Genomic DNA, 21,749 nt, shown 5'->3' with positions numbered 1-21,749 from the left:
GTGTCGATCTACCTCATCGTCTTCCTGCCGCTGCTGGCGTCGATCCTTGCCGGGTTCGCCAACAAGTCGCTTGGCATGGTCGTGCCCAAGGTGCTGACCACCGGCGCACTGTTCATCGCCTGCGCCTTGTCGTGGCCGATCTTCATCTCGTTCCTGACGGGATCGGCTGAAGCGTCGGTTGCCCCGGTCCTGAAGTGGGTGGCCTCCGGCACCATGACCTTCGACTGGGCGCTGCGCGTGGATACACTCACCGCCGTCATGCTGGTGGTCATCACGTCGGTTTCGGCGCTCGTGCACCTCTATTCTTGGGGCTACATGAGCGAGGAGCCGGATCAGCCGCGCTTCTTCGCGTACCTCTCGCTGTTTACCTTCGCCATGCTCATGCTGGTGACGGCGGACAACCTGGTGCAGATGTTCTTCGGTTGGGAAGGCGTGGGCCTTGCCTCGTACCTCCTGATCGGTTTCTGGTTCCGCAAGCCTTCGGCAGGTGCCGCCGCGATCAAGGCCTTCGTGGTCAACCGCGTGGGTGACCTTGGCTTCATGCTTGGCATCTTCGGCACTTATCTGGTGTTCGGCACCGTCTCGATCCCCGAGATCCTGCATGCCGCGCCCTCGATGGCCGGTTCGACGATCGGTTTCCTCGGTTACCGTTTTGACACCATGACAGTGCTGTGCCTGCTGCTGTTCGTTGGTGCGATGGGCAAGTCGGCCCAGCTCGGCCTCCACACCTGGCTTCCTGACGCGATGGAAGGCCCGACCCCGGTTTCGGCGCTGATCCACGCGGCAACCATGGTCACCGCCGGCGTCTTCATGGTCTGCCGTCTCTCGCCGATGTTCGAGCAGAGCGAAACTGCGATGCACGTCATCGCCGTGATCGGCGCCTGCACCTGCTTCTTCGCCGCGACCGTCGGCTGTACGCAGTGGGACATCAAGCGCGTCATCGCTTATTCCACCTGTTCGCAGCTGGGCTACATGTTCTTCGCCACCGGCGTTGGCGCTTACGGCGCCGCCATGTTCCACCTGTTCACGCACGCTTTCTTCAAGGCGCTGCTGTTCCTCGGTGCAGGCTCTGTCATCCATGCGATGCACCATGAGCAGGACATGCGCTTCTATGGCGCACTGCGTAAGAAGATCCCGATCACCTTCTGGACGATGACGGCGGGCACGCTGGCCATCACCGGCGTGGGTATCGCAGGCGTCGTCGGCTTCGCGGGCTTCTATTCGAAGGACGCGATCCTCGAAGCGGCCTTCGGTTCGGGTACGCAGGTGGGCACCTTCGCCTTCTGGATGGGTATCTTCGCCGCGCTGATGACCAGCTTCTACTCCTGGCGCCTGGTCTTCCTGACCTTCTTCGGAAAGCCGCGCTGGATCCAGTCGGAGCACATCCAGCACGCAGTCCACGATGCGCATGGTCACGGGCATGATGATCATCACGACGATGCGCATGCGCACGACGACCATTTAAATCATGACGACCATGCGCACGACGACCACGCACACGCACCGGTTGATCTTGGCTCGCGCGGTCCGGACTATGCCGATCATGGCGATGGCACGGGCGGCTATCACCCGCATGAAAGCCCGCTGGTGATGCTGCTGCCGCTGCTGATCCTTTCGGTCGGCGCCGTTGCTGCCGGTCTCGTCTTCAACCATGCCTTCGTCTCCGAAGGCGAGGGCGAGTTCTGGAAGGGCGCGCTGGTCTTCCATGAGCACCTGATCCACGCCATGCATGGTGTGCCGACCTGGGTGAAGTGGACGCCGTTCACGGTCATGGCCATCGGCTTCGTCACGGCCTGGTATGGCTACATCAAGAACACGGCGTTCCCGAAGGCGGTCACCGACCAGATCGGCCCTGTCTACACCTTCGTGTATCGCAAGTGGATGTTCGACGAGCTGTACCACAACATCTTCGTCAAGCCGGCGTTCTGGCTCGGCGGCGTGTTCTGGAAGGTGCTCGACATCGGTGTGATCGACCGCTTCGGTCCCGACGGTGCGGCGGCTGTCGTCGCCAAGGGTTCGACTTACGCGCAGAAAGTCCAATCGGGCTATCTCTACAGCTACGCTCTTGTCATGCTGCTGGGCCTTGTCGGCGCCATCAGCTGGGTGATCGCGGGATAAGATGATGACTGGTTTTCCGATCCTCAGCCTGATGCTGGCGGTGCCGCTCCTCGGCGCACTGGCATGCCTCTTCCTCGAAGCGAAAGCCGCGCGCACCGTCGCGCTGCTCGCTACACTGGTGGACCTCGTCCTGGGCGTAGTGCTCTGGGCCAATTTCGACATCGGTGGGCCGCAGTGGCAGTTCACCGAACGTCTCGAGATCTTCTCGGGCTTCTCCTATGCCCTTGGCATCGATGGCATCGCCCTGTTGCTGATCATGCTCTCGGTCTTCCTCATGCCGATCTGCATCGGCGCGAGCCAGTCGGTCGAGAAGCGCGTGGGCGAATACATGGCCGCGTTCCTGCTGGTCGAAACGCTCATGCTCGGCGTGTTCATGGCGCAGGATATCTTCCTGTTCTATATGTTCTTCGAAGCCGGCCTGATCCCGATGTACCTGATCATCGGCATCTGGGGCGGTGCGGACCGCATTTACGCGTCGTACAAGTTCTTCCTTTATACGCTGCTCGGCTCGGTGCTGATGCTCGTGGCGATGCTGTGGATGGTCCACACTGCCGGCACGACCGACGTTCCTACCCTGATGGCCTATGATTTCGATCCCAAGGTTCAGAACTGGCTGTGGCTTGCCTTCTTCGCCAGCTTCGCCGTGAAGATGCCGATGTGGCCGGTCCACACCTGGCTTCCGGCCGCACACGTTCAGGCGCCGACCGCGGGCTCGATCATCTTGGCGGGCGTGCTGCTGAAGATGGGCGGCTACGGCTTCATCCGCTTCTCGCTGCCGATGTTCCCGGAAGCTTCGGCGTACTTCGCGCCGCTGGTGTGGGGCCTGTCGATGGCTGCCGTGGTGATCACATCGCTGATCGCGCTGGTGCAGAGCGATATGAAAAAGCTGATCGCTTATTCGTCGGTTGCGCACATGGCGATCGTGACGATTGGCCTGTTCGCCTTCAACGTGCAGGGTCTGGAAGGCTCGATGCTGGTCATGCTGAGCCACGGCCTCGTTTCGGGTGCGCTGTTCCTGTGCGTGGGCATCATCTATGATCGCCTCCATACTCGTGAGATCACGCGTTACGGCGGCCTTGCGATCAACATGCCGCGCTATGCGCTGTTCTTCCTGCTGTTCACGATGGCCTCGATCGGTCTTCCGGGCACCAGCGGCTTCGTTGGCGAGTTCCTGAGCCTTGGCGGCATCTACCAGGTCTCGACCTGGGCGGCGCTGATCTGCACGACCGGCATCATCCTGGGCGCGGCTTACATGCTGTACCTTTACCGCCGTGTTGTGTTCGGTGAACAGAAGAACGCGGATGCCGCGGCCATGTCGGACCTTGACCTTCGTGAAATCGCGATGGTGGTTCCGCTCGCGCTCGGCGCCCTGTGGATGGGTATCTATCCCGAGAGCTTCATTGCTCCGATGCGCGCCGATATTGCCGCGCTCGACGCTCGCCTCGCTCGTGCCGCACCGGCCGGCGACAGCGCGCCTACACCTGGAAAAGCTAAGCCTGCGCACCACGAAGAAGCTGCGCATGGGGGGTCACACTGATGGACTGGTCGCACTCCCTGCGCCTTATCGCGCCGGAAGAAACGCTGAGCATCGCAGGTCTCGTCCTGCTCCTGATCGCAGCCTGGGGTGGTGACAAGGCAAGCCGCCTGATCTCGATCCTCGCTGTCGCGGCGCTGGTTGGCGCCACCTTCCTTGTCGCCCCTGCGCTTTGCGGCGGGCACATGGGGCCTGATTACGCCGCGTTCTTCGGGCAGGTTCACGCCGATGCCTTCTCGGCCTTTGGCAAGATACTGATCTACCTTTCGGCAGCCGCCACGTTGGTTGTTGCTCCGACCTTCTTCGAACGCCTTGGCGCGATGAGGGCCGAGTTCCCGGTTCTGGTTATCTTCGCTGCAGTCGGAAGCGGCATGATGGTGTCGGCGGGCGACCTGCTGGCGCTCTACATCGGCCTCGAAATGAACTCGCTGGCTGCTTACGTGCTTGCCGCCTTCGTGCGCACCGACGGACGCTCGGCGGAAGCAGGCCTCAAGTACTTCGTGCTGGGCGCGCTGGCTTCGGGCATCCTGCTGTTCGGCATGAGCCTGACTTACGGCTTCACGGGTACGACCTCGTTCTCCGGCATCAACGCGGCGCTCGCAGGGGGGCTTTCCAACGGGGCGCTGTTCGGCATCGTGTTCATGCTTGCGGGTCTGGCTTTCAAGATCAGCGCCGTTCCGTTCCACATGTGGACGCCGGACGTTTATGAGGGCGCACCGACCCCGGTGACGAAGTTTTTTGCAACTTCGGGCAAGGTAGCGGCGATCGGGCTGACCATGCGGGTCATGTTCGACGCCTTCGGCGAGCAGGCCGATGCCTGGCGGCAGATCGTCGTGTTCATCGCACTGGCCTCGATCGTGGTCGGTGCACTGGGCGCGATCGGCCAGAAGAACATCAAGCGCCTGATGGCCTATTCGTCGATCAACAACGTCGGCTTCATTCTCGTCGGCCTGTCGGCAGCTAATGAGCAGGGCGCTTCGGCGATGCTGTTCTATCTGGTGATCTACGTCGCTATGACGGTCGCCGGTTTTGTTACCGTGCTGATGCTCAAGGATGAGAACGGCAACCAGGTTGAGGAGATCGACAAGTTCGCAGGGCTTTCGCGCACCCGTCCCGGTTTGGCGCTGGCTCTGGGTCTGGTGATGTTCAGCCTTGCCGGCATTCCGCCACTGTTCGGCTTCTGGGGCAAGTTCCTGGTTTTCAAGGCCGCGGTCGATGCAGGCATGATGCCGCTTGCGGCAATCGGCTTTGCAGCTTCGGTGATCGGCGCCTTCTACTATCTCAAGGTGGTCAAGGTCGTGTACTTCGACGAACCCGCTGACGTGGTGAAGGGCGACAGCGATATCTGGCACAAGGCGCTGCTGGTCGTGACCTGCCTGTTCATCTCGCCGCTGGGCTATCTGCTGAGCGGTTGGCTGCAGCACCTGACCGACACGGCTTCCACAGCGCTGTTCTACGCGCTTTGATCGAAATCGTAGCCGAGACCGGCTCTACCAACGCGGATCTGGCAAAGCGGCTTTCGGACGGGGAATACCTGTCCGAGGGCCGCTGGCTCGTTGCGGATCGTCAAAATTCGGGCCGGGGCCGCCTCGGGCGGGTCTGGGATGACGGGGCCGGCAACTTCATGGGCTCGACGGTGGTTCGCGTGGCGCCCGGCGATCCGTCGCCTGCAACGCTGGCGCTGATGACCGGGTTGGCGCTATATCAGGCGCTATCGCCTTTCGTACATGACGGACTGGCGCTCAAGTGGCCGAACGATCTGTTGGTTCATGACGCAAAGATCGCGGGCATTCTGCTGGAGATGGTATCGGGCGTCGTCATCGTCGGAATTGGCGTGAACCTCGCGCAGGCTCCCGACATCGCTGGCCGCAGGACTGCGGCGCTTGGCGAGGGTGCGCCATCGCGTGATGTGTTCGCAGAGGCGATGGCGTACAGTTTCGAGGTCGAACTTCAGCGCTGGCGAACAGCCGGAATTGGGCCGCTTTTGCGTCGCTGGCAGGCCGCCGCGCATCCTGTAGGGACGCCGCTAAGAGTAATGCCTCCGGGAGAACGTGCGGTGGACGGGACCTTCGCGGGGCTGGCTGATGACGGAAATCTCCGTCTCGCGCTGCTTGACGGATCGGTCCGGACAATCCACGCGGGTGACGTACTGCTCGTATGAGGAACTGATAGAGCCATGCTGCTCGCAATCGACGCCGGTAACACCAATGTCGTCTTCGCGTTGCTCGAAGGCCGGACGATAAGAGGGCGTTGGCGCATTGCCACCGACCCGCGCCGTACCGGTGACGAATATGCTGTCTGGCTGATGCAGCTTCTGGCCATCAGGGGCGTGGAGCCTGCGCAGGTCACCCAGATCATAATCTCGACTGTGGTGCCAAGAGCATTGCATAACCTTGAGATTCTGGCGCGACACTATTTCGATATCGAGCCCCTGATCGCCGGACAGGGCAAGGCCGATTATGCGATCGATATCGACGTGGAGCAGCCGAGTTCGCTAGGTGCGGACCGTGCGGTCAATGCCGTTGCGGCCCATGACAAGCACACCGGGGATCTCATCGTCGTTGATTTCGGGACGGCGACCACGTTCGACGTCATCGACTTCAACGGTGCCTACAAGGGCGGCATTATTGCGCCGGGCATAAATCTGTCGCTGGACGCCCTTGTGGGTAATACCGCGAAGCTTCCGCGCATTGCCATCGCCGCGCCGAAATCTGACAGCGTCGTCGGGCGGAACACCGAAGACCAGATGCTGATCGGCGTTTTTTGGGGCTACGTTGCAATGATGGAGGGCCTGATCGCGCGGATTCGTGCGGAAATTGGACGTCCCGCCAAGGTTATTGCAACGGGAGGGCTCGCGGTGCTGTTCGATGAGGCTACCAATATCTTCGACGCCGTCGATGCCGATCTGACGATCGACGGACTTGCAATCATTGCCGAAAGGGCAGCTTCTAAGTGATTCCCGGTAAGGAACTTCTGTTTTGTGCGCTCGGCGGTTCGGGCGAGATTGGCATGAACGTCAACCTGTACGGCTGTCAGGGCAAATGGCTGATGGTCGACCTGGGGATGACGTTCTCTGGTAACGAATATCCAGGGGTCGACCTTGTGTTCGCCGACCTTGAGTTTATCGAGAACGAGCGGGCGAACCTGCTTGGCATCGTGCTGACCCACGCGCACGAGGACCATATCGGTGCTGTGCCTTATTTTGCAGAGGAACTGGGCGTTCCGCTCTACGCAACGCCATTCACTGCAAAGCTGGTGGCCGCCAAGCTCGAAGAGGCCGGGATTCTGGACGACGTTGAACTGCACGTCGTGGACGACCTGGAGAACTTCCAGCTCGGGCCTTTCGGCATCCGTTATGTGCCGCTGGCGCATTCGATCGCCGAAGGCAATGCGCTGCTGATCGAAACGCCTTACGGGCGGATATTCCACACCGGGGACTGGAAACTCGACGACGAACCCCAGATCGGCACACCGGCTACTGCGGCTGAATTGACTGCCATCGGCGATGAAGGCGTGCTGGCGCTGGTCTGCGATTCCACCAATGTTTTCAATCCGGAGCCGTCAGGCTCGGAAGGGGATGTCTATCGCGGCCTGCTGGATGAAGTGAAGAAGCATAAGGGCCGCCGGGTTCTGGTGACGACTTTCGCGTCGAACGTAGCCCGTCTGCAAACGCTGGGCGACGTTGCGAAGAAGACCGGGCGACAACTTTGCGTCGCCGGACGTTCGCTGGATCGGATCATTCAGACCGGGCAATCTTGCGGTTACCTCAAGGATCTGCCCGAGCTTGTCGATCCGGATACCGCGATGGACCTGCCGCGTGGGGACGTGCTGATCGTGGCTACCGGCGGGCAGGGGGAGCCACGCGCGGCGCTGGCGCGGATTTCGGAGGGCAATCATCCGGTGAAGCTGGACAAGGGTGATGTCGTGCTGTTTTCCAGCCGCCAGATCCCCGGTAACGAGATACAGATTGGCCGCATCCAGAACCGCCTTGCCGAACAGGGCGTGGTCGTCGTTACGGATCGCCAGAGCCCCATTCACGTATCGGGCCATCCCGGCCGTCCGGAACTTGAAGCACTCTATTCCTGGATACGCCCGCAGATTCTGCTGCCCGTCCATGGCGAAATCCGCCATATGAAGGAGCAGGCGCGGCTCGGCATTGCCTCAGGTGTGCCCAAGGCGATCTTCCAGAAAAACGGCGATCTCGTCCGCCTTGCGCCCGATCATCCGGGCAAGTTCGGTGAGGTTCGTTCGGGCCGCCTTGTGCTGGACGGTGACATCATCGCTCCCGCCGATGGGGAGGCGATCATCATGCGACGGCGCATTGCCTTCAATGGTGTGGTGTCCGTGGCCGCGGATCGCAAGGGCCATGTCGAGGTGTCGGCCATCGGTTTGCCGCTGGATGAGGACTATGCGGATTTCGTAGAGGAAGCGAAGCGCGATGTCGCCGATGCGCTGAACCGGGCGAAAAAGGCGGATCGCGAATCGCGCTCTGAAGTGGCGCGGCTTGCCGCAAGGCGCGCCGCGACGCGCTGGTCGGGCAAGAAGCCTCAGGTTCAGGTGCTGCTGCTGGAGGACTGACGCAATGGCAATGAACTGGACCTCGATGGTGGCGATTTACGCGCTGTTCTGGGTGTTGAGCGCCTTCGTGGTTCTGCCGATCGGTTTGCGCACGCCCGATGAGGTCGAAGGCCATGTTGTCGAAAAGGGGCACGCGACCAGTGCACCGGTCAATTTTCGGCCGCGGCTCGTAGCTGTTCGTGCAAGCATTCTGGCCTTGGCGCTGTTCGGCCTGTTCTACGTCAATTACGTGGAGCAATGGATCACGGTGGCCGACATCAATATTCTTGGCAAACCGCCGGTTGATGATCTGGGCTACTGAAGCCGCATATTGAACAGCGGGTTTTGGCTTTGGGCGCTTTTGGCGCTAAAGGGCAAGCCATGGACCCGCTGGATACGACAGAGCCGCGCCTTTGCGTGGCTGCGCTTTACTGCTTCACCCGTTTTGACAGCCCGGCGTTGCTGAAGGCGCCGCTGGAGGCGTTGTGCCGCACGCATGGTATCCGCGGCACGCTGCTGCTGGCGGGAGAGGGGATCAACGGTACTATCGCAGGCGTGCCTGACGGAATTGACGCCGTTCTGGCCTATATCCGCCAAATTCCCGGTTGCGCCGATGTCGATGTGAAGTTTTCCGATGCGGCCGAAATGCCGTTCCATCGGATGAAAGTGCGCCTCAAGCGTGAGATTGTGACGATGGGGGAGCCGGATATCGATCCGCTGGCCAGTGTTGGCACTTACGTCGATCCGCAGGACTGGAACGCTCTGATTTCCGATCCCGGAACGATCGTGATCGACACTCGCAACGACTATGAAGTCGCTGTCGGGACGTTCGCCGGCGCAATCGATCCTGAAACGCAGACTTTCCGGGATTTTCCGGGATGGTTTCGCGCGGAGCGGGAGCGCTTGCTGGGTGCCGGCGCGCAGCCTCGCGTCGCCATGTTCTGCACTGGCGGCATCCGCTGTGAAAAATCGACTGCGTTTCTCAAGCAGGAAGGGGTCGATGAGGTCTATCACCTCAAGGGCGGGATTCTGAAGTACCTGGAGACGGTGCCGCAGGAAGAAAGCCTTTGGGAAGGCGAATGCTTCGTCTTCGACCAGCGCGTGACCATCGGGCATGGGCTTGTTCAAGGCAGTTTCGAACTGTGCCATGCCTGCCGTCGTCCGGTGAGCGAGGATGATCGCGCGTCCCCGTTCTACGAAGAAGGGGTGAGCTGCCCCGGTTGTCATGCTGAACGGACGGATGAACAGCGGGCAGCGTATCGGGAGCGTCAGCGGCAGGAGCAACTGGCTGCAGCACGCGGCGAAGCGCATGTCGGTGCGATCTATCGCCAGATCGACCGCACCGAAAGTTGAGGGCTAAGACCGAACGGGTTAGCCGCGAAGACGCTCGATGCCCTGTGCCAGCGCCACGTAAAGCTTGCCCATGTCTGATGACAGCAGGGTAACGCCCAGCGCATTGCCATCGCGCGTCGACAGGACCTGCCGCAAGATACCTTCGAAATCGTGGATGTAGCGGCTCACGTTTGCGCGAAACGCGTCGTCGCGCTCGAAGATCTGCTGTATCGCTTTCACTTCCCCGGCATCGAGCAGGCGCACCGCTCGGCGGGTAAAAATCCCTCGATCACCACGCAGATAGGCGGCCCAGGCGCTATCGGCGATTTCACCTGACAGCACGGTGGCGATATCTATCGCATTGGAATTAAGCGATTCGGTGATGAACGCCGCGCGCCGGGCAAAATCGTTGTCGACTTGCTCTTCTGCTTGCGCGCGCGCCTGCGTCACGCGGCCTTCCAGATTGCCGACCAGATCGTCGACTTTGGCGATCTGTTCACGCAATTGCGTGGTGGCTTCGCGCGTGACGCCGGAGGCGTGGGCGACTGCCTGCTCAAGCTGACCAGAGATTTCCGCCACTTTGCCGCGCATTGCCTTGTCGATGGCCGCTGCGCTTTCATCGCCAAGCGTATCCGCGATGCGGGTGATGCGTTCCGCGCTGTCTTCCTCGATGGCGGACACGGTTTCGTCCAGCGTTGTGCCCAAGGCAGCGAGCGCGCCGATCAGCGCGCCGCCGGCCTTGTCCGCGGCGGTTTGCGTGGCCGCGTCGATTTCGCCGAGAGTATCCTGCAAGCGGCTCAGAAGAGCCGCATGGTCGGCGCCGCGTGAGGCGATCTGCGATTGCGCCTGCGAAAGTCCGGCCAGAAGGGCATCAAGGTCACGGCCGGAGACGCCGATTTCCGCTGCCACATCCTCACCACCCTGAACTGCTTCACGAAGCTGCGTGAGCACGCCGCCGAGGGCGTCCTGGATACGACGCAAGCGATCTTCGGAAACCTCCAGAGCTTCAGGAAGGGCGCTGCCGGTCTGGCGCGCGCTTGCCTGGATGAGTTCGAGGAGGCGCACACTATCGTCGGTAAGCTTTTCGACTTCACCATCGGTAACGGCCAGCGTTGCCCGCGCTGCCGTGAGGCGATCGGTAAGCGCGGCAAGGCTGGATGCGATGCGTTCTTCCGCCTCGGCGGTCTGGCCGGCGATGGTTTCGAGGCGGGCTTCGAAACGTCCGAGCTCTGCCGTTACCGCCGCGGACCGTTCAGCCAGTGCTGCGGCCTGAATACGGTGTCGTTCAAGGCGTTCCGCAATAGAGGCATCGAGTTCGCCGAGCATGTGGTCGATGCGTGCAATCGCATGCCGCTCCTGTTCGACCTGCCGCGACTGGCGATCCTGCGCTTCCATCGCAAGCCGTTCGGCGCGCAGCCCGATCGACTCATCGACGTGGCGAGCTTCGGAACTGATGGCTTCCAGGCGGTCGTTAAGCGCCTCGATGGCACCCTGCTGTGCCTCCATGATGGCAGTGCCGGCGCTGGCCTGTTCTTCGGAAAGATCGGCAAGCGAGGCGCGCAGATGTTCGATCGCGCGTTCTTCTGCATGGCGCAGGGCGCGCGAAACCACATCGCTCTCGTCACGAAGGGCAACAAGGCGGGCACGAAGCGACGTGAGGCTTTCCGCCTCCTGGCGGTCCAACTGCTGGCGGCCTTCGTCAATCTCGTCGGTCAGCGCCTTTGCGCGCGCGCGGATTGCGGCCAGGGCGTCCGCCTCATGCTTGTCCAGCCGGGTGCGGAAATCCTCACCACGTTCGTCCAGAGCGATAAAGCGCCCTGCGACGGCCTGTTCAAGCTGCTCACACCGCGCATTGAAGCCGTCCAGCGTATCGTTGACCTGATCGCGCAACATGGAGACTTGCCGCGTGCTGGCCGACCCGAACTCGTTCAGACGATTGAAGCCATTGATCATGTCTTCCAACTGCGCGTGCGCGGAACGCCCGGCATTGGCGATGTTATTCGTTACGTCCTTTGCCGAACTGGCGATGACCGGCAACTGGCCGCGTAGTTTCTCCATGTTGTCGAGTGCAGCGGTGCTTACCGAACTGATGGAATCGATCCGGGAACCGTTGTCCTGAACAAGTTCCTGCAGACGCTCTGCATTTTGCGAGAGACGCTCCGTCGCGATGCGGCCCAGCGTTTCGAGATCGCGTGACTGTGAGGCGAGGAATTCACGGGCCAGGCTCAGTTCGCGATTCACCGTGGTCAGTCGGTGCTCAAGAATAGCGGATTCAGCCGAGAGCGAACGGGCTATGCGGCCAAATCGCCGACTTTCACGGGCGCTGTGGCGCATGACGACCAGCCATACCACTCCGACCAGCAGGACCGGCACGCTCCATTGCATGATGAGGGCAGGGACTTCGGAGAAAGGTATGCCGCTTTGTAGAATCGCAAGGCGTGCGAAAACGAAGACTGCGGTCCACGCGAGTACCACGGCCCCGGCAAAAACGACTGCCCCCCATTCCGGGCGGGAAGGGCGTTCGTCTTCGATTTCCAAGGGGGCAGGCGCTACCCACGCCTGATCCCAGGCTTCGGCAGCGTCAGCCTCAGACGCCGTCTCGACGGCGAGTTCCGGTGCCTGCGTTTCCGGTTTCTCGCCGGTGCCTGCGCCGAATGCGATGATCCTGTTTTCCCCAACCATTCCGTCAGAATACCACGTCGATCGCACTGATAAACCCCGGTTGGGCACTTGTAAGATTAAGCTGGGGAAATGGCGGACTAGCGGACGATCCAGGTGACGCGGATGGCATTGAACGCGGGGCCGATGAGTTCGACCGGTGCCATGTCAGCGGAGTTTTCCGGAATCCGATGCTCTGCTTTGGCTTGGCACATGGCGCGGACCTGCCTACATCCATCGCGGTGCTGGAGTTTCGAATTTGCGTATAGCATTGTTGGCCATGACGGAGGCTGCGGCGTCGGGGCAGCCGTTTCCGCGTGCTTTTCTGCGCGTGGCTGGCGCAAGCGTTGCGCAGCATCAGCTTGGAATGGCTCTGGCGCTCGAATGCCAGCGGGTCATTTGCATGGCCCGTGATACTTCTCCTGAATTGATCTCGCTTCAGCACGATGCCGAGGACGCCGGGCTGCAGTTTGCGATAGCGACGGGCGCCGGGCAGCTGGCAGGTCTGGTCACCGCCGGCGACGAACTCGTCGTCATATCCGAAGGGTTATTCTCCGATCCAACAGCGGCCGCAGCTCTACTTGAAGGTCGGGCGCCGGTTGTGCTGGTTCAACCGGTTGAGGGCGCGCTGGCAGCAGGCTTTGAACGGATCGATATCAATCGCGCCACGGCGGGACTGATGCGTGTGCCGGGCGCGCTGGTCGAGCGTCTGCATGAATTGCCTATGGACGTTGACGCCGTTTCGGCACTTACGCGCATCGCGCTTCAGTCGGGCATCGCCATGCGCGAAGTTCCCGCGACGACGCGCGCGGGATCGGGCTGGCGCATGGTGCGAAGCGAGGCCGAGGCCTATGCGCTGGAAGATGAGTGGATGCGCACGCGTTTCGCGCAGAGCGATGCCCGTACACCCGGGCGAACAGTGGCGCGGTTCGCGGTGCTCAGTTTCGGCTCATCCCTTCTGCATGCGGGTAATGCGAGCAACGTCGTTTCGGTCGCCGTGCTGGTGGCACTTGGCATCGCTGCGGGCGCCGGTTGGCTTGGGTTCCTGTGGTGTGCATTTGCATTGCTCGCCATCGCCTGGCTGCTTGTCGAGGCGAGCCGCCTGTTGCGGGCGGCCGAGCGCCATGCCCTGGGGCAGGTTTCGCCAGCCATTCCGCGTGCCGATGCGTTGGTCTGGTTGGTGGACGTTGTGTTTGCAGCACTTATCCTGCTGGACACGCCGCGTTTTCCGGGCGAACCTGTACTTGCGTGGCTCTGTACGCCTGCGATCCTCATGATGCTGCTGGTACTTTTGCCACGCATCGCTGCAGGCCGTTTCGCCCCCCTGTTTGCAGATCGCGCGCTGTTGGGGCTGGTACTGGCATTCGCTTCGGGATTTGGGCAGGTGCTTCTTGCAGTAAGGTTGCTTTCTGCCGGGATAGTCGTCGCGGCATTGGTTCTGCCGCGTCGGCGCGACGGATAACCTCGGATTAACCAGATGCCGGTTAGACGGGTCATATGATCGATCAGGCAGCTCTTCCGGCAGATTTGCAAGGCGCCGAAGCCGCGATCCGGCGTGACCTTGCACGTTCGGGCGCCGCAGCCGCTTCGACACTGCCGGTATTGCGCTATCTCGTTGCTGCTGAACCGGATAATTCGTTTGCCGAGGAAGTCCTTGCACGGGTGAAAGGCATTCTCAGGGATGTCGCGGCACAAGTGCTGGATGCGTTGATAGGGAGTATAGACCGGCGTGCTCACGCGCACGAGGAGGTGGCGGTCTTGAGCCGAGCCTTCCTTGATGACACGATTGTGTTGGCACATGCCCATGCCGTTGCGCTGGAATGGCAACTGACCGAGCGGTTGAGTACCCATCTGGGGCTCGACCCCGTCGTCTCGCCTTTTGTGCGGGCGCGGGTCGCCGCAGGTGATGCATTGATGCGTGAGTTCCTGACTGCGCAGGCACGCTGGGTCGATCGGCAACGACGCATGGCTCTTCCGTTGGTGGAGGTGCCTGCCCCTGTTCTTGATGCCGTGTTGGCCATCGTTCGCGCGCTGGTCGAAGCCGAACCTGCCCTTTCAAATCGCGTGGCAGCCGTCGAAGCCGAAGTTCGGCTCCGTCATGATGAAATTTCCAACCGGCTGATGGTGGCAGAGCGGGTCGTCGCCGACGACGCCTTTGAAGCAACAGCGCCGGTAAGTGCGTGCGGCGTAACGCTGTTTCTGACGGCATTTGCCGCGCGTTCCGGCCAACCGCGCGACGGGCTGGTCGCAGCGATGCAGCCGGGCCAGCAGACGCGGCTTGCATTGCTGCTGCTGGCTGCGGGAACTCCTGCGGCTCTTGTGGACGCGCAGATCCGTGAGATCCATGGCCGGACCGGGATGCCGGCTGTATTGGCCGGCATCGATGCAATGCGCGCGGCCGCCATTCTTGCTCAACCTGGCCGTGCAAAATGACAGTGGACGAAGGAACCATTGTTGCCCGCGCGATCTCCGACGGACAGGATCGTTTGCTAAGCGCTGATGAGCCCTTGGCCGCGTTGCAGTTGCGTTGCGGCGGGGATATCCCGGGTATGATCGCGGTGCCGGAATTGCTTGATCTTGTCGGAAGGGCGCGCCGAGCATGCGTCCGTATGACGCAGGCTATCAGCGCACAGGATGGAAACGATGCGATAACATTCTGGGTTGAGGCCGATCCTGAAGGCGAGGGCTGCGCGATCGTGGTGCGCAGCTGGCAGACGGCCGCTCTCATTTCCGAGGACGGTGCTGTTGCGGAAGAGCGCCGGGTAGCGATTGACAGGCAGATTGCCGAGCTGACGGCGTGGCTGGACAGTGGGCAGCGCCTGATTGCCGCGAATACCGATTGCTCTGAACTTGCGCCATTGGCCGATGCGATGGCCCAGGGCGTGGGGCGTTGCTGGACTGATTTTCTTCAGCCCGAGAATGTAACACACCAGCAGCCGCTCCATTGGCGCTTGCTGGACGGGGGGCCGGTTGTCTTTGCGGGGAGTAGCCGCCCATGGCGCGTTTCGCTGATTCCGCAAATTCGTCCAGGGTTTGAGCCGTCCGGCTTCGAATTGCTGCTGCTGTCGGATCAGGCTCCGTCGGACTGCGTTGCGATTCCACAAGCTGCAGCACCGGTTCCTCCACGGGGACTTGTCGGCCAGGATCTTGCGCCCGTGCTCAAGCAGCCGATTGCACGCATCGTCGCCAACGCCGAGACGATCCGTACCCGGTTGGCAGGCCCATTGCCTGATGCCTACGCGGAATATGCTGGCGAGATCGCGGGAGCCGGAAAGCTGCTCCTGGATTTGCTGGATGACATGGCCGATCTTGAGGTGGTCGAGGCAGATAGCTTTTCGACAACTGCCGACTACATCGACTTGTCAGACGTGGCGCGTCAGGCAGCAGGTATCCTGGGCGTCCGCGCGCGAGAGAAGGGCATCTCGATCACGACGCCCGCTCCTGCAGACAGTGCCCCGGCGCTGGCGGAATTTCGCAGGGTCCTGCAGGTTCTGCTGAACCTTATCGGAAACGCTATCCGCTATTCGCCCGAAGGCACCAGCGTTGATGTGCGAGTGGATGTGAATGGTGATCGGGCCCGAGCCATCGTCGCTGATGAAGGTCCGGGGCTCAGCCTTGAGGAGCAGGGCAGGGTATTCGAAAAATTCGAACGTCTGGGGCGCAGCGGGGACGGCGGTTCCGGGCTGGGGCTGTATATATCGCGGCGTCTTGCGCGCGCGATGAATGGGGAGCTTTCGATCGAGAGCGCACCGGGCCAAGGGGCCCGGTTCATTCTGGAAGTGCCGCTCGACCCTGAGGGCTGAATCTCAGCACCTGCGGCCCAGCCAGACGATGATTGCCCCCACTGCTGCGAATACCGCGCCGCGCACAGCCCAGGCGCGTTCGCCGATCATGGCGCTGCCGGCGGGCCATTTCAGTATGCCGGTGCCTTGCAGGGCCACGAATACGCCCGCTGCTATCGCAAGCAGGCCAACGATCATCGCCAATGTTCGAACGAAAATCATGCTCGCGTGCCCCTTTGTGAGACGCGAACGTGCGCGTTGGATGCGGCCGGATTATGGCGAAATGGTCCAAATGGGTCGCCATTTTCCTTAAGTAAAGGAACAAAAAAGGGCCCTCGCGGAAACGAGGACCCTTCTTTTGAGTAGCCGCGAACCTCGCGAAGACAGCTTAACGCTTGTCGAGCGGCACGTAGTCGCGCTGCGTCGGGCCGGTGTAGAGCTGGCGCGGGCGGCCGATCTTCTGGCCGGGATCCGAGATCATTTCGTTCCACTGCGCGACCCAGCCCACCGTGCGGGCAAGGGCGAAGAGCACGGTGAACATCGTGGTCGGGAAGCCGATCGCCGACAGGATGATGCCCGAATAGAAGTCCACGTTCGGGAACAGCTTCTTTTCTGCGAAGTACGGATCGCTGAGCGCGATCTCTTCGAGACGCAGCGCGGTTTCGAACAGCGGGTCATTGACCTTGAGCGCATCGAACACCTCACGCACGGTCGACTGCATAACGGTCGCGCGCGGGTCGTAGTTCTTGTAGACGCGGTGGCCGAAGCCCATCAGGCGGAACGGATCGTTCTTGTCCTTCGCGCGGTCGATGTAGTGCTGGATGCGATCGGGGGTGCCGATTTCCTTCAGCATGTTGAGCGCGGCTTCGTTCGCGCCGCCGTGGGCAGGGCCCCAGAGGCAGGCGATGCCGGCCGCAATACACGCGAACGGGTTGGCGCCCGAAGAACCGGCGAGGCGCACGGTCGAGGTCGAAGCGTTCTGCTCATGGTCGGCATGGAGGATGAAGATGCGGTCCATCGCCTTTTCGACGGCAGGGATCACTTCGTATTCTTCAGCCGGCACGCCGAAGGTCATGCGCAGGAAGTTGCCGGTGTAGCTCAGCTTGTTGTCGGGATAGACGAAGGGCTGGCCGACCGAATACTTGTACGCCATTGCCGCGATGGTCGGCATCTTGGCGATCAGACGGTGCGAGCTGATCTTGCGATGCTCGGGGTCGGAGATGTCGGTCGAATCGTGGTAGAACGCCGAAAGCGCGCCGACAACGCCGCACATGATGGCCATCGGGTGCGCGTCACGGCGAAAACCGCGGTAGAAGGTGGCCAGCTGCTCGTGCAGCATGGTGTGGCGCGTGATGGTGTTCTCGAACGAGGTCAGTTCGTCCTTGCTGGGCAGTTCGCCGTTCAGCAGCAGGTAGCTCGTTTCCATGAACGACGAGTTTTCAGCCAGCTGGCCGATCGGATAGCCGCGATGCAGCAGCACGCCTTCGTCGCCGTCGATGTAGGTCAGCGCGGATTCGCAGCTGGCCGTCGAGGTGAAGCCGGGATCGAACGTGAACTTGCCGGTCTGGGCATAGAGCTTGCGGATGTCGATCACATCCGGCCCGACGCTGCCCTTGAGCACCGCGTAGTCGTTTTCCGCGCCACCGACGCTCAGTTTAGCCTGATCACCCACCAATTATCTCCTTATGACTGCGACCCGGCGGGAACCTGCGCCTGCTCGCCAATGCGCGCGAGGCTCTCTTCCCGACCGAGCAATACCAGTACGTCGAATATCCCCGGCGAGGTCGTCTGACCCGTCAGGGCTGCCCGCAAGGGTTGCGCGAGCTTGCCGAGGCCCAATCCAAGGGTCTCGGCCATTGCCTTCAGGTTGGCTTCCAGTGCCTCTAAAGTCCAGTCGGCCTGGCCGGACAGGCGCTCGTGAATCATCGCAAGGCGCTCGCGCCCTTCGACGGTCAGGAGTGCCAGCGCCTTTTCGCTCATGGCAAGCGGGCGCTTGGCAAACAGGAAGGCAGAGCCTTCTGCAAGTTCGTTAAGATCCTTTGCGCGGACCTTGAGTACGGGCATCGCACGGACCAGAAGGTCGGAAGGTTCGTCACCCTCGACGCCTTCCAGGCGGGGTTGCACAAGACCGGCAAGGCGAACGTCGTCGGCCTCGCGGACATAATGCCCGTTGAGATTCTGAAGCTTGGCAAGGTCGAAGCGCGATGGGCTCTTGCCCACATCGACCATGTCGAACCATTCGATAGCTTGCTCGCGGCTGATGATTTCCTCATCGCCATGGCCCCAGCCGAGGCGGAGCAGGTAATTGAACACGGCCTCTGGCAGCAGGCCCATTTCATCGCGATAGGCATCGACGCCCAGCGCACCGTGGCGCTTGGAAAGCTTGGCGCCGTCCGATCCGTGGATCAGCGGGACGTGGCCGTAAGTCGGCACTTCCCAGCCCATGCCGTTGATGACCACCAGCTGGCGGAAGGCGTTGTTCAGATGATCGTCGCCACGCAGGACGTGGGTGACGCCCATGTCATTGTCGTCGACCACTACGGCCAGCATATATGTCGGCGTACCGTCGCCGCGCAGGATCACGAAGTCGTCGATTTCCTCGTTCTGGACCGTGACCGTACCCTGCACGAGATCCTCGATCGTGGTCGCGCCTTCGCGCGGCGCCTTGACGCGAACGACCCATGAACGGTCGGCCGGCCAGGTCGACGGATCGGCATCGCGCCATTCGCTGTCGATGCGGAACGGGCGGCGTTCCTCCTGCGCCTTCTGGCGGCGTGCGGCCAGTTCTTCCGGCGTCAGGTAGCAGCGATAGGCATGGCCGCTTTCCATGAGTTGCGCGGCCACTTCGGCATGTCGGTCCGAGCGGGCGAACTGGAATACCGGCGCCTCGTCACCATCGAGGCCCAGCCAGGACAGCCCGTCGAAGATGGCGTCGATCGCGGGTTCGGTGGAGCGCGCACGATCGGTATCCTCGATGCGCAGCAGGTACTTGCCGCCGTGACGGCGGGCGAAGAGCCAGTTGAAAAGCGCCGTGCGCGCGCCGCCGATGTGAAGGTAACCGGTGGGGGAGGGGGCAAAGCGCGTTACGACAGGGCGGAGCGCGGAAGCTTCCTTGCCAGTCGCCTCGCCCGATGCACTACCACTTGCCATCTACCCGACCTTCCTGTCCTATTGGCGACGATGGGGACCAGCGCCGCGATATCTGAAATTATGCGTCCAGGCGGCCTGGAAGCCGCTGCATTGCAGCATGGGCCATGGACCGCCAAGGGCCTCTTGTCGAGGGTTTTGGCAGTCGTCGAGCGATTTCTTTCGGGCGCAGGATTCGAACGTGGGCCTTGGCTCGCCGTAGCCTTCGCAACCGGCATAATTGCGTGGTTTTGGCTCCCTTCATGGCCATTCTGGGCTAGCTTTTCCGGTCTTTTTGTTGCAGTTTCTGCAATCGGTCATGCGTCCTTTCCCTTGCTGAGAAGTTCCCCGCACGTTGGTCGTGCACTGACCTTCGTGCCTTTGCTGATTGCTGCAGGCTGCCTTGTTGTATGGACACGCTCGGAAGTCGTCGGACAGCCCGGGATAGACCGGCCCCTGGCAGGAACATTTCACGGGCGAGTGCTTGGCATTGAGCCGCAGCCAGCACTTATGCGCGATCGGTTGCTGATCGCGATGCGTAATCCGCTGGATGGTAAGGCGATAAAGATCCGCCTGAATGTTCCCGGTAAGGGGGCGGCTTTGCATGTATCCATCGGCGATCTCGTCAGCTTCAGGGCGAGGCTGATGCCTCCTGCTCCGCCGATGCTGCCCGGAGCCTACAATTTCGCCCGTACCTCCTGGTTCACGGGCATCGCTGCAAGCGGGGCGGCGTTAGGCAAGATAGAAGTCGTGAACAAAGCTCCTGCGCGTGGAAATCACCTTGCACAAATCCGTCAGGCGCTGACCGATCATATTCGCGCAAGCGTCGGTGAAGAACGCGCCGGACTGGCTGCAGCGTTTGTGACCGGTGATCGCGGTGGAATTTTGGAAGAAGACGATCAGGCAATGCGGGACTCGGGGCTGGCGCACCTGCTCTCGATAAGCGGCTTGCACGTCAGCGCAATTGTGGCCGCAGTATACCTTTTGGTGGTTCGAATACTGGCGTTGGTGCCTTGGATCGCGCTCCGCGTCAGACTGCCGGTGGTGGGCTCGGCTGCAGGAGCGTTGATAGGCATTGCATATACTCTGCTTTCGGGGGCAGAGGTCCCCACAGTCCGGTCTTGCATTGGCGCCCTTCTGGTGTTGGCAGCAGTTGCACTTGGCAGAGAGCCGCTGTCCTTGCGTATGCTTGCCGTAGCTGCGTTTTGCGTTCTTCTGGTCTGGCCGGAAGCAGTTATGGGGCCGAGTTTTCAGATGAGCTTTGGCGCGGTGCTGGCGCTTATAGCTGTCAGTACCTCTGAATCAGTTCGGCACTTTCTTGGCCCTCGCGATGAAGGATTGCCGTTGAAGTGGCTGCGTCACCTGGCTCTCCTTCTGATGACAGGTGCCGTGATCGACCTTGTGTTGATGCCCATAGGTCTGCTTCATTTTCACCGGGCTGGGGTTTACGGGGCGCTCGCAAACGTCGTCGCCATTCCGCTGTCGACCTTCCTGATCATGCCATTGCTTGCGGCTGCGTTGTTGCTTGACCTGGTTGGGGCGGGCGGAGGCGTCTGGTGGTTGGCAGGCAAGGCAATCGATTTGCTTATGGCGCTGGCGCATTGGTTCGCTGCGCGACCAGGCGCCGTGAATTTGCTGCCCGGCAACGACGCTGGCGCGTTCCTCCTTTTCATCGTTGGGGGGCTTTGGCTTGGCTTATGGGCCGGACGTATTCGGTGGGTCGGGTTGCCCGTCGCACTGCTGGGCGGAGTGCTACTGGCGTCTGCTCCACCTGCTGATGTGCTCGTGTCGGGAGACGGGCATCATGTCGGGTTGGTAGGAGCCAGGGGTGAGCAACTATTTATGCTCCGAAATAGTGTGAAGGGATACGCCAGAGACAATTTAATGGAATTTGCCGGCATCGAGCTGCAGCCTCTTCCACTTGAACGCTCGCCTAATGCGCAATGCAACAGGGACCTGTGTGTGGTGGAAGTTGTCAAATCAAAACGAAATTGGCGAATATTAATATTTCGCGGTCATGATATTATCGCTGAGCGGTCGTTGGCGGCAGCATGCGAACGCAGTGACATTGTTATTTCAGAGCGCTGGCTTCCTCGAAGTTGCCGCCCCCGATGGTACAAGGCCGATAGGAAGTCGCTGGAGCGGACGGGAGGATTGGCGATAAATCTCGACAAGGAGCGTATCGAGACCGTGGCTAAAGCGCAGGGGATGCATGGCTGGTGGTCGCCCCGCAGCACTGCAAAACCCTCAAATAAACCCACATCATAATCAAGCTGTCCTCTCTGAGGTTCGTCGGCGAACGCGACCCGAAGATAGGGCATGTCATGGGGGCGTCTTCGCCTCGGTTCGCCGCGACAGCACATCGCGCTGACAGATTAGGCAGGTGCGGAGCTAAGACTGGCAGCCACACGCCAACGACTGATTACAATATCTGAAGTCGCGGTGAAGCATCGCTATGCATCCCCGTGGAAGAAGGAAGATCAGCACCCCGGAATGAATGCGATGTAAAGACGGTGAGCCATGCGCGCGCGGCCCTGTCCGCGAGGGCGATTGAATTCGGTGCAGTTGGCCTTCATCTCTCTCGTGGTCGTAGGCGTCGTCGGTGCAAATTTATTCGCGACGGCGTAGCATGTGGAATGACC

The 21,749-nt window shown here is 61.4% G+C and carries 17 protein-coding genes; 12 read left to right on the top strand and 5 right to left on the bottom strand.

What is annotated here, in order from left to right; genetic code table 11:
* The 8 genes from nuoL to trhO are packed head-to-tail and all read left to right on the top strand — an operon-like array spanning nucleotide 1 to nucleotide 9,562.
* Nucleotides 1–2,118 (top strand): NADH-quinone oxidoreductase subunit L, encoded by a 2,118-nt coding sequence (gene nuoL, locus A8V01_RS03950; protein WP_103094656.1) that lies wholly within the window; start codon nucleotides 1–3, stop codon nucleotides 2,116–2,118.
* A 4-nt stretch (nucleotides 2,119–2,122) separates the two neighbouring features.
* A complete protein-coding gene (locus tag A8V01_RS03945) occupies nucleotides 2,123–3,655 on the top strand; it encodes an NADH-quinone oxidoreductase subunit M (RefSeq protein WP_103094698.1) in 1,533 nt (510 codons plus the stop codon).
* Nucleotides 3,655–5,118 carry an NADH-quinone oxidoreductase subunit NuoN gene (gene nuoN, locus A8V01_RS03940; RefSeq protein ID WP_103094655.1) on the top strand — a complete coding sequence of 488 codons (1,464 nt, stop codon included), beginning with the start codon at nucleotides 3,655–3,657 and terminating at the stop codon, nucleotides 5,116–5,118. The genes A8V01_RS03945 and nuoN overlap by 1 nt, the downstream gene beginning before the upstream one ends.
* Nucleotides 5,115–5,813 carry a biotin--[acetyl-CoA-carboxylase] ligase gene (locus A8V01_RS03935; protein ID WP_103094654.1) on the top strand — a complete coding sequence of 233 codons (699 nt, stop codon included), beginning with the start codon at nucleotides 5,115–5,117 and terminating at the stop codon, nucleotides 5,811–5,813. Before nuoN ends, A8V01_RS03935 begins: the two co-directional genes overlap by 4 nt.
* 15 nt (nucleotides 5,814–5,828) lie before the next feature.
* Complete coding sequence (locus A8V01_RS03930) at nucleotides 5,829–6,608, top strand: type III pantothenate kinase (RefSeq protein WP_103094653.1); 780 nt, start codon at nucleotides 5,829–5,831, stop codon at nucleotides 6,606–6,608.
* A complete protein-coding gene (locus tag A8V01_RS03925; RefSeq protein WP_103094652.1) occupies nucleotides 6,605–8,230 on the top strand; it encodes a ribonuclease J in 1,626 nt (541 codons plus the stop codon). The genes A8V01_RS03930 and A8V01_RS03925 overlap by 4 nt, the downstream gene beginning before the upstream one ends.
* A gap of 10 nt (nucleotides 8,231–8,240) precedes the next feature.
* On the top strand, nucleotides 8,241–8,531 hold the full coding sequence (locus A8V01_RS03920) for a DUF1467 family protein (RefSeq protein ID WP_103094651.1): 291 nt from the start codon (nucleotides 8,241–8,243) through the stop codon (nucleotides 8,529–8,531).
* A gap of 59 nt (nucleotides 8,532–8,590) precedes the next feature.
* Nucleotides 8,591–9,562 carry an oxygen-dependent tRNA uridine(34) hydroxylase TrhO gene (gene trhO / locus A8V01_RS03915; protein WP_103094650.1) on the top strand — a complete coding sequence of 324 codons (972 nt, stop codon included), beginning with the start codon at nucleotides 8,591–8,593 and terminating at the stop codon, nucleotides 9,560–9,562.
* 18 nt (nucleotides 9,563–9,580) lie between these two features.
* Here the strand turns inward: trhO and A8V01_RS03910 are convergent, their stop codons facing one another.
* Nucleotides 9,581–12,223: a coiled-coil domain-containing protein gene (locus tag A8V01_RS03910; RefSeq protein WP_103094649.1), complete on the bottom strand. Its 2,643-nt coding sequence runs from the start codon at nucleotides 12,221–12,223 to the stop codon at nucleotides 9,581–9,583.
* A gap of 379 nt (nucleotides 12,224–12,602) precedes the next feature.
* Between A8V01_RS03910 and A8V01_RS03905 the strand changes: the two genes are divergently transcribed.
* Together A8V01_RS03905 and A8V01_RS03900 are read left to right on the top strand one after the other, a co-directional pair.
* Nucleotides 12,603–13,661, top strand: coding sequence for a hypothetical protein (locus A8V01_RS03905; protein WP_245892314.1), 1,059 nt, complete (start codon nucleotides 12,603–12,605; stop codon nucleotides 13,659–13,661).
* 35 nt (nucleotides 13,662–13,696) lie between these two features.
* The gene (locus A8V01_RS03900; RefSeq protein ID WP_103094647.1) at nucleotides 13,697–14,632 is read left to right on the top strand and encodes a hypothetical protein; all 936 of its coding nucleotides are present in this window, start codon (nucleotides 13,697–13,699) and stop codon (nucleotides 14,630–14,632) included.
* A 56-nt stretch (nucleotides 14,633–14,688) separates the two neighbouring features.
* Here A8V01_RS03900 and A8V01_RS29625 read toward each other — a convergent pair whose 3' ends face one another.
* Nucleotides 14,689–15,144, bottom strand: coding sequence for a hypothetical protein (locus A8V01_RS29625; protein ID WP_342747336.1), 456 nt, complete (start codon nucleotides 15,142–15,144; stop codon nucleotides 14,689–14,691).
* 210 nt (nucleotides 15,145–15,354) lie between these two features.
* Between A8V01_RS29625 and A8V01_RS29620 the strand changes: the two genes are divergently transcribed.
* Nucleotides 15,355–16,002 carry a sensor histidine kinase gene (locus A8V01_RS29620; protein ID WP_342747335.1) on the top strand — a complete coding sequence of 216 codons (648 nt, stop codon included), beginning with the start codon at nucleotides 15,355–15,357 and terminating at the stop codon, nucleotides 16,000–16,002.
* 3 nt (nucleotides 16,003–16,005) lie between these two features.
* On the opposite strand, the gene A8V01_RS03890 is transcribed toward A8V01_RS29620, so the two are convergent.
* The 3 genes from A8V01_RS03890 to gltX all read right to left on the bottom strand — a co-directional run bounded on the left by A8V01_RS03890 (nucleotide 16,006) and on the right by gltX (nucleotide 19,131).
* The gene (locus A8V01_RS03890; protein WP_103094645.1) at nucleotides 16,006–16,203 is read right to left on the bottom strand and encodes a hypothetical protein; all 198 of its coding nucleotides are present in this window, start codon (nucleotides 16,201–16,203) and stop codon (nucleotides 16,006–16,008) included.
* Between the two features lie 166 nt (nucleotides 16,204–16,369).
* The gene (locus A8V01_RS03885; RefSeq protein WP_103094697.1) at nucleotides 16,370–17,653 is read right to left on the bottom strand and encodes a citrate synthase; all 1,284 of its coding nucleotides are present in this window, start codon (nucleotides 17,651–17,653) and stop codon (nucleotides 16,370–16,372) included.
* Nucleotides 17,654–17,664: 11 nt separating this feature from the next.
* Nucleotides 17,665–19,131: a glutamate--tRNA ligase gene (gene gltX / locus A8V01_RS03880; protein ID WP_103094644.1), complete on the bottom strand. Its 1,467-nt coding sequence runs from the start codon at nucleotides 19,129–19,131 to the stop codon at nucleotides 17,665–17,667.
* A 30-nt stretch (nucleotides 19,132–19,161) separates the two neighbouring features.
* Between gltX and A8V01_RS03875 the strand changes: the two genes are divergently transcribed.
* Complete coding sequence (locus A8V01_RS03875) at nucleotides 19,162–21,375, top strand: ComEC/Rec2 family competence protein (RefSeq protein WP_103094643.1); 2,214 nt, start codon at nucleotides 19,162–19,164, stop codon at nucleotides 21,373–21,375.
* The last annotated feature ends 374 nt before the right edge of the window (nucleotides 21,376–21,749 follow it).

The sequence above is a fragment of the Novosphingobium guangzhouense genome, assembly GCF_002896965.1.
GTDB classification, from domain to species: domain Bacteria; phylum Pseudomonadota; class Alphaproteobacteria; order Sphingomonadales; family Sphingomonadaceae; genus Novosphingobium; species Novosphingobium guangzhouense.
Note: the sequence above shows the minus strand (reverse complement) of the source record. Positions and strands in the feature narration are given on the sequence as shown.

Excerpts from the sequence above, each read along its gene's own strand:
- A8V01_RS03945 (WP_103094698.1), top strand. The coding sequence starts at position 2,123 with ATGACTGGTTTTCCGATCCTCAGCCTGATGCTGGCGGTGCCGCTCCTC.
- nuoN (WP_103094655.1), top strand. The coding sequence starts at position 3,655 with ATGGACTGGTCGCACTCCCTGCGCCTTATCGCGCCGGAAGAAACGCTG.
- A8V01_RS03930 (WP_103094653.1), top strand. The coding sequence starts at position 5,829 with ATGCTGCTCGCAATCGACGCCGGTAACACCAATGTCGTCTTCGCGTTG.
- A8V01_RS03920 (WP_103094651.1), top strand. The coding sequence starts at position 8,241 with ATGAACTGGACCTCGATGGTGGCGATTTACGCGCTGTTCTGGGTGTTG.
- trhO (WP_103094650.1), top strand. The coding sequence starts at position 8,591 with ATGGACCCGCTGGATACGACAGAGCCGCGCCTTTGCGTGGCTGCGCTT.
- A8V01_RS03910 (WP_103094649.1), bottom strand. The coding sequence starts at position 12,223 with ATGGTTGGGGAAAACAGGATCATCGCATTCGGCGCAGGCACCGGCGAG.
- A8V01_RS03905 (WP_245892314.1), top strand. The coding sequence starts at position 12,603 with ATGGCCCGTGATACTTCTCCTGAATTGATCTCGCTTCAGCACGATGCC.
- A8V01_RS03900 (WP_103094647.1), top strand. The coding sequence starts at position 13,697 with ATGATCGATCAGGCAGCTCTTCCGGCAGATTTGCAAGGCGCCGAAGCC.
- A8V01_RS29625 (WP_342747336.1), bottom strand. The coding sequence starts at position 15,144 with ATGGAGCGGCTGCTGGTGTGTTACATTCTCGGGCTGAAGAAAATCAGT.
- A8V01_RS03890 (WP_103094645.1), bottom strand. The coding sequence starts at position 16,203 with ATGATTTTCGTTCGAACATTGGCGATGATCGTTGGCCTGCTTGCGATA.
- gltX (WP_103094644.1), bottom strand. The coding sequence starts at position 19,131 with ATGGCAAGTGGTAGTGCATCGGGCGAGGCGACTGGCAAGGAAGCTTCC.
- A8V01_RS03875 (WP_103094643.1), top strand. The coding sequence starts at position 19,162 with ATGGGGACCAGCGCCGCGATATCTGAAATTATGCGTCCAGGCGGCCTG.